This window comes from Agrobacterium sp. ST15.13.013 (assembly GCF_027956525.1).
Lineage (GTDB): Bacteria > Pseudomonadota > Alphaproteobacteria > Rhizobiales > Rhizobiaceae > Agrobacterium > Agrobacterium salinitolerans.
Map to the genome: position 1 here is coordinate 1 of NZ_JAQKGP010000057.1, position 4,323 is coordinate 4,323.

General features: G+C 58.3%; 5 protein-coding genes. 1 reads left to right on the plus strand and 4 read right to left on the minus strand.

Going from position 1 to position 4,323, the window contains the following annotated elements; genetic code table 11:
* Positions 1–252: 252 nt before the first annotated feature.
* From PL597_RS25730 to PL597_RS25740, 3 genes are read right to left on the minus strand one after another with little or no spacing between them, the layout of a single operon-like run.
* Complete coding sequence (locus PL597_RS25730) at positions 253–861, minus strand: ATP-dependent Clp protease proteolytic subunit (RefSeq protein WP_142912273.1); 609 nt, start codon at positions 859–861, stop codon at positions 253–255.
* A gap of 43 nt (positions 862–904) precedes the next feature.
* Complete coding sequence (locus PL597_RS25735; RefSeq protein ID WP_271366630.1) at positions 905–1,261, minus strand: SRPBCC family protein; 357 nt, start codon at positions 1,259–1,261, stop codon at positions 905–907.
* Positions 1,258–1,572, minus strand: a complete 315-nt coding sequence (locus tag PL597_RS25740; protein WP_003524773.1) for an ArsR/SmtB family transcription factor — start codon at positions 1,570–1,572, stop codon at positions 1,258–1,260. Before PL597_RS25740 ends, PL597_RS25735 begins: the two co-directional genes overlap by 4 nt.
* A gap of 159 nt (positions 1,573–1,731) precedes the next feature.
* On the opposite strand from PL597_RS25740, the gene PL597_RS25745 reads away from it, so the two are divergent.
* Positions 1,732–3,288, plus strand: coding sequence for a phospholipase D family protein (locus PL597_RS25745; RefSeq protein ID WP_077982207.1), 1,557 nt, complete (start codon positions 1,732–1,734; stop codon positions 3,286–3,288).
* 16 nt (positions 3,289–3,304) lie between these two features.
* Here PL597_RS25745 and PL597_RS25750 read toward each other — a convergent pair whose 3' ends face one another.
* The gene (locus PL597_RS25750; protein ID WP_089153216.1) at positions 3,305–4,138 is read right to left on the minus strand and encodes a response regulator; all 834 of its coding nucleotides are present in this window, start codon (positions 4,136–4,138) and stop codon (positions 3,305–3,307) included.
* Positions 4,139–4,323: the final 185 nt, after the last annotated feature.

Sequence of the window (4,323 nt, forward strand, 5' to 3'; positions counted from 1 at the left end):
TCGCCGCGAGCGCCCAGAACATCAAGAAAATAGCGATGGCGCTCACGAAAGCACCCAAACCCGCCTGGGGATGAGGAAACGAGGCTCATCTTATCTCCCGTTCACCCGCAAAAGACGACAATAAAACGTCATCATCCCGAAAAAGAAAAAACCCGCCGAAAATATCGACGGGTTTGTCAGCGGTCTGAGGCAGCGCATGGCGCTGCCTTTTGCTTTGATATGGAGGCAACATCATGCGGATAGTACCCGGCACTACGCCGCAACATCCTCACGCACGCCCAGAACGCGGTCGATCAGGCCCCATTCCAATGCTTGCCCCGCCGTCATGAAAAAATCCCGATCCATGGCGGCTTCGAATTTCTCGTAACTGCGTTTGCAATGTTCGGCGTAAAGCCGCGTCATGCGGTGCTTGGTCTGCCGCATCTCTTCGGCATGGATCAGCATGTCCGACGCCTGCCCCTGGAAACCGCCCAGAGGTTGATGAATGTGGATGCTGGCATTGGGAAGGGCGCTCCGCTCACCCGGTTCACCCGCCATCAGCAGAAACGATCCCATGGAGCGGGCCGTTCCCATGCAGAGCGTATGAACCGGTGCGCGGATATAATGCATGGTGTCATACATGGCGAGACCGCTGGTCACGACGCCGCCCGGCGAATTGATATAGAGATGGATCGGCTTCTTCGGGTTTTCCGCCTCGAGAAACAGCAATTGCGCGCAGACCAGCGCCGAAACCGTATCGTTCACCTCGCCGTTGAGGAAGATGATCCTCTCCCGCAACAGGCGGGAATAGATATCGAAAGACCTTTCTCCCCTGGAGGATTGTTCGACTACCATAGGGACGAGTTGCATCGCTTCGCGCATCGGCGAACTCCTGTCGTTAAGAAATGTCGGGGAACGGGAGGGATCAGGCCGCGAGCTTGATCGACGAACCGTTGTGATTTGCGGCGGCCTTTATCATCCGGCCGGTATTGACTGGCAAATCATGAATGATGCGCAGGCTGGTACCGCCTTGGGTATTCGCCGCGATCCTGAAGGTGACGGTGCTTTCCAGAAATGGCGGCGTGTCCTCCCGCAACCTGTAGCGCACTTCTTCGCCGGGCTTGATATCGATTGCTTCCGCTTCCGCCAGCGCCTCCGCCGGCAACCATATGGCGCGAAACGCCGGAATGCCGATGGCGCGCCACACTTTCTGCGGCGGCTCGTCCAGATCATATTCAAGCTCGATGCCCTTTTTAGGCGCTTCCGGTGTCTGCCTGTTCATTGGTCCATATCCTTCAGCAGGAGTTTGAGAGCCTCAATGCGCTGCGGCCAGTAGGCGCGATATTTGCCGAGCCAGGCCGCAATGCGCGTCAGCCCGTCCGGATCGACTTCGTAATTGACGAAACGGCCCTGCCGCTTCTCGACCACCAGCCCTGCCCCGCGTAACACTGAAAGATGCTGCGACATGGCCGGCTGGCTGATTTCGATCCCCTCACGCAGGGCGGAAGCGTTCATGGCGCCATCCGCCAGCTTTTCGAAAATGGCGCGTCGCGTCGGATCGGCCAGCGCCCGGAAAATATCGTTCTCTGTCATAGCAACACATAAGCACACACTTATGTGATTCACAAGTCCTTTCGGTGCGTGGGAAACACGCCTTTTTCACACTGATGGCACGAGGTGCCGTGAACGCTTTATCCCCTCGCGCGTTTTCATCCCGCCTGATACTCTTCGGGCCGGGAGCGATCAAAACAAGTGACTGCATTTACGGTCTTCATCATCATTCTTCTCTTGGTCATAGGGCCGAGCCTGTTTGTCGTCATCGGCAAACAGCGGGAAAGGACCATTCCCAAGCGCCCTTCCGCCGCCCTGCCCCTTGCCGAAGACGCGACGACGCTGGACCGGCACTGGCAATCGATAAAAAACGGCTGGAATGAGAAGAATGCGCTCTGCCTGCTGCATTCCAACCTCGATGCCTTTGCGGTGCGCGTGGCGGCGGCACGGGCCGCCGGGCGCAGCCTCGATCTCATGTATTACATGTGGAACGCCGATCTCACCGGGCGGCTGATGATGCGCGAAGTCATCGCCGCCGCCGATCGCGGCGTGCGCGTGCGCCTGCTGCTCGACGATCTCGGCGTTTCCATTTCCGACCGCATCTTCCACGCCATCGACAGCCATCCGAACATCGAGTTGCAACTGTTCAACCCCACCCGGGCGCGGGAAAACATCCTGCATCGAAGCATCGAGTTGGTGCTGCGCTTCCGCAGCGTCAACCGGCGCATGCACAACAAGGCATGGATTGCCGATGGGCGCGCGGTCATCGTCGGCGGACGCAATATTGGCGACGCCTATTTCGACGCCGCCGAGCGGGCGAATTTTCACGATTTCGATATTCTCGGTTTCGGCAACATCGTTGCCGATGCCACCGAAATCTTTGACGATTACTGGAACAGCGCCGTTGCCGTTCCGGTGCGGTCGCTGCTCGCACGCAGGCCCAACAAGCTTGCAAAGCTACGGCGCGAACTGGATGCGTTGCCGAAAAGCGAGGCGGCGAAACCTTATCTCGAACGGGTCGAAAGCCAACATGGGCGCGATCATTTCCTGATGTCGGATCGTCTGCACTGGGTCGAATCGGCAGATGTGCTGGCCGACCCACCGGAGAAGGCGGCGGGAAAGCGCCGCAAGGGCCATAACTTCCTGATGGAGAGCCTTTTGCCGCTGATGCAGGAGGCAGGCGACAGCCTTCACATCACCTCTCCCTATTTCATTCCCGGCAAACAGGGCGTGGGGATATTTTCAGGACTTGCCGAAAGCGGCGTCTCGGTCGCCATCCTCACAAATTCGCTGGCCGCAACGGATGTGGCCGCCGTGCACGCCGGTTATGCCCGCTATCGCAAGCCGCTTCTGGCCGCCGGGGTGCGACTGCACGAATTGCGCGCGCAGGCGGATCAGGCGAGCTTCACCCTGCGCGGCTCGGGCCAGGCAAGCCTGCATACCAAGGCCTTCACCCGCGATGGCGCGACCGGTTATATCGGCTCGCTCAATTTCGACCCACGCTCCGCCTCGCTCAATACGGAGATGGGCGTCGTGTTCAACTCAGCCCCGCTGGTTGCCCGCATGGACGAGATATTCGCCAAAGAAATCCGCCCCAGCATGAGCTTCGCGCTGGAAATCGACAAGGGCAGGCATATCGTCTGGAAGACGGAAGAACAGGGGCGAACCAGAACATACCGGCGCGAACCTGACGCCGCCATCAGCCGCCGCATCGTTGCCGGCGTCATGCGCTTCCTGCCGCTGGAATCGCAGCTCTGACGGGGAAAGCGTTGGATCAGGCCGCCGGCCTCACCCCCGCTTTCGCCAGCTGTATCTGCACCAGCGTGTCGAGGTTCTGGTTGACCCGGCAATAAAACTCCTCATCGATGAAGGGACGCAGCATGAAATCATTGCCGCCTGCCTTCAAAAACCGCGCGGAAAGCAGCCGGTTGGTGGAGGACGAAACCCCGATGATGCGCAGCTCATGCGACCCGCGCACGGTGCGGATGCGCCGCGTCAGCTCAAAGCCGTCAATATCGGGCATGTTATAGTCGGTGACCACAAGGCCGATATCGGGATTGGCCTTCAGGATATCGAGCGCCTTCGCCCCACTATCCGCCAGGCTGACACGGAAATTATAACGCTTGAGGCGGCTCGAAAGCAGCGCCCGCGCCGTCGGGCTGTCATCGACAATCAGCACATGATGGCGGTGGTTGGTGAGAAAGCGACAGACGGATTCCGTCAGCATGTCCACGGCGAAAATATTGTCCTTCAGAATATAATCGACCACATCCTTGGCGATCAGCGTTTCGCGCGTCGCCTCATGAAACGTGCTGGTGAAAACGATGGTCGGGATCGAAAGATCGATCAGATATTCCAGCGCCTCGCCCTTTTCCGCTCCCGGCAGGTTGATGTTGGAAATGGCGAGCGTTACCGGTTCGGACGAATGTTCGTAACAGGCCTGCAACTCTTCGAACGAGCGGCATACCTCCACGGAAACGCCCAGCATCTCATTGAGCCGCCTGCTCACCATCTGGGTGAACACGTTGCTGTCTTCCGCCAGCAAAATCCGGCTATTTGTAAAAGGCACGCCCGAATACTGCATGCCCGTTATGCCCAGGAAATTCATTCTGTCTCGACCCCCATCGAATGTCAGCGTAAGATAGCAGGCTCATTTTTCAGAATGATTAATAGCACTATTTCTGAAGCATCAGTGTAAGCGGCAAGCTGACCCCATCTGGCGTCAGTAGCGCGAGCTCAGCTATTGCGTAATGACTATTCACCAGCTGTGAGCTTCTATGTCTGCGCCTATCT

Excerpts from the sequence above, each read along its gene's own strand:
- PL597_RS25730 (WP_142912273.1), bottom strand. The coding sequence starts at position 861 with ATGCGCGAAGCGATGCAACTCGTCCCTATGGTAGTCGAACAATCCTCC.
- PL597_RS25735 (WP_271366630.1), bottom strand. The coding sequence starts at position 1,261 with ATGAACAGGCAGACACCGGAAGCGCCTAAAAAGGGCATCGAGCTTGAA.
- PL597_RS25740 (WP_003524773.1), bottom strand. The coding sequence starts at position 1,572 with ATGACAGAGAACGATATTTTCCGGGCGCTGGCCGATCCGACGCGACGC.
- PL597_RS25750 (WP_089153216.1), bottom strand. The coding sequence starts at position 4,138 with ATGAATTTCCTGGGCATAACGGGCATGCAGTATTCGGGCGTGCCTTTT.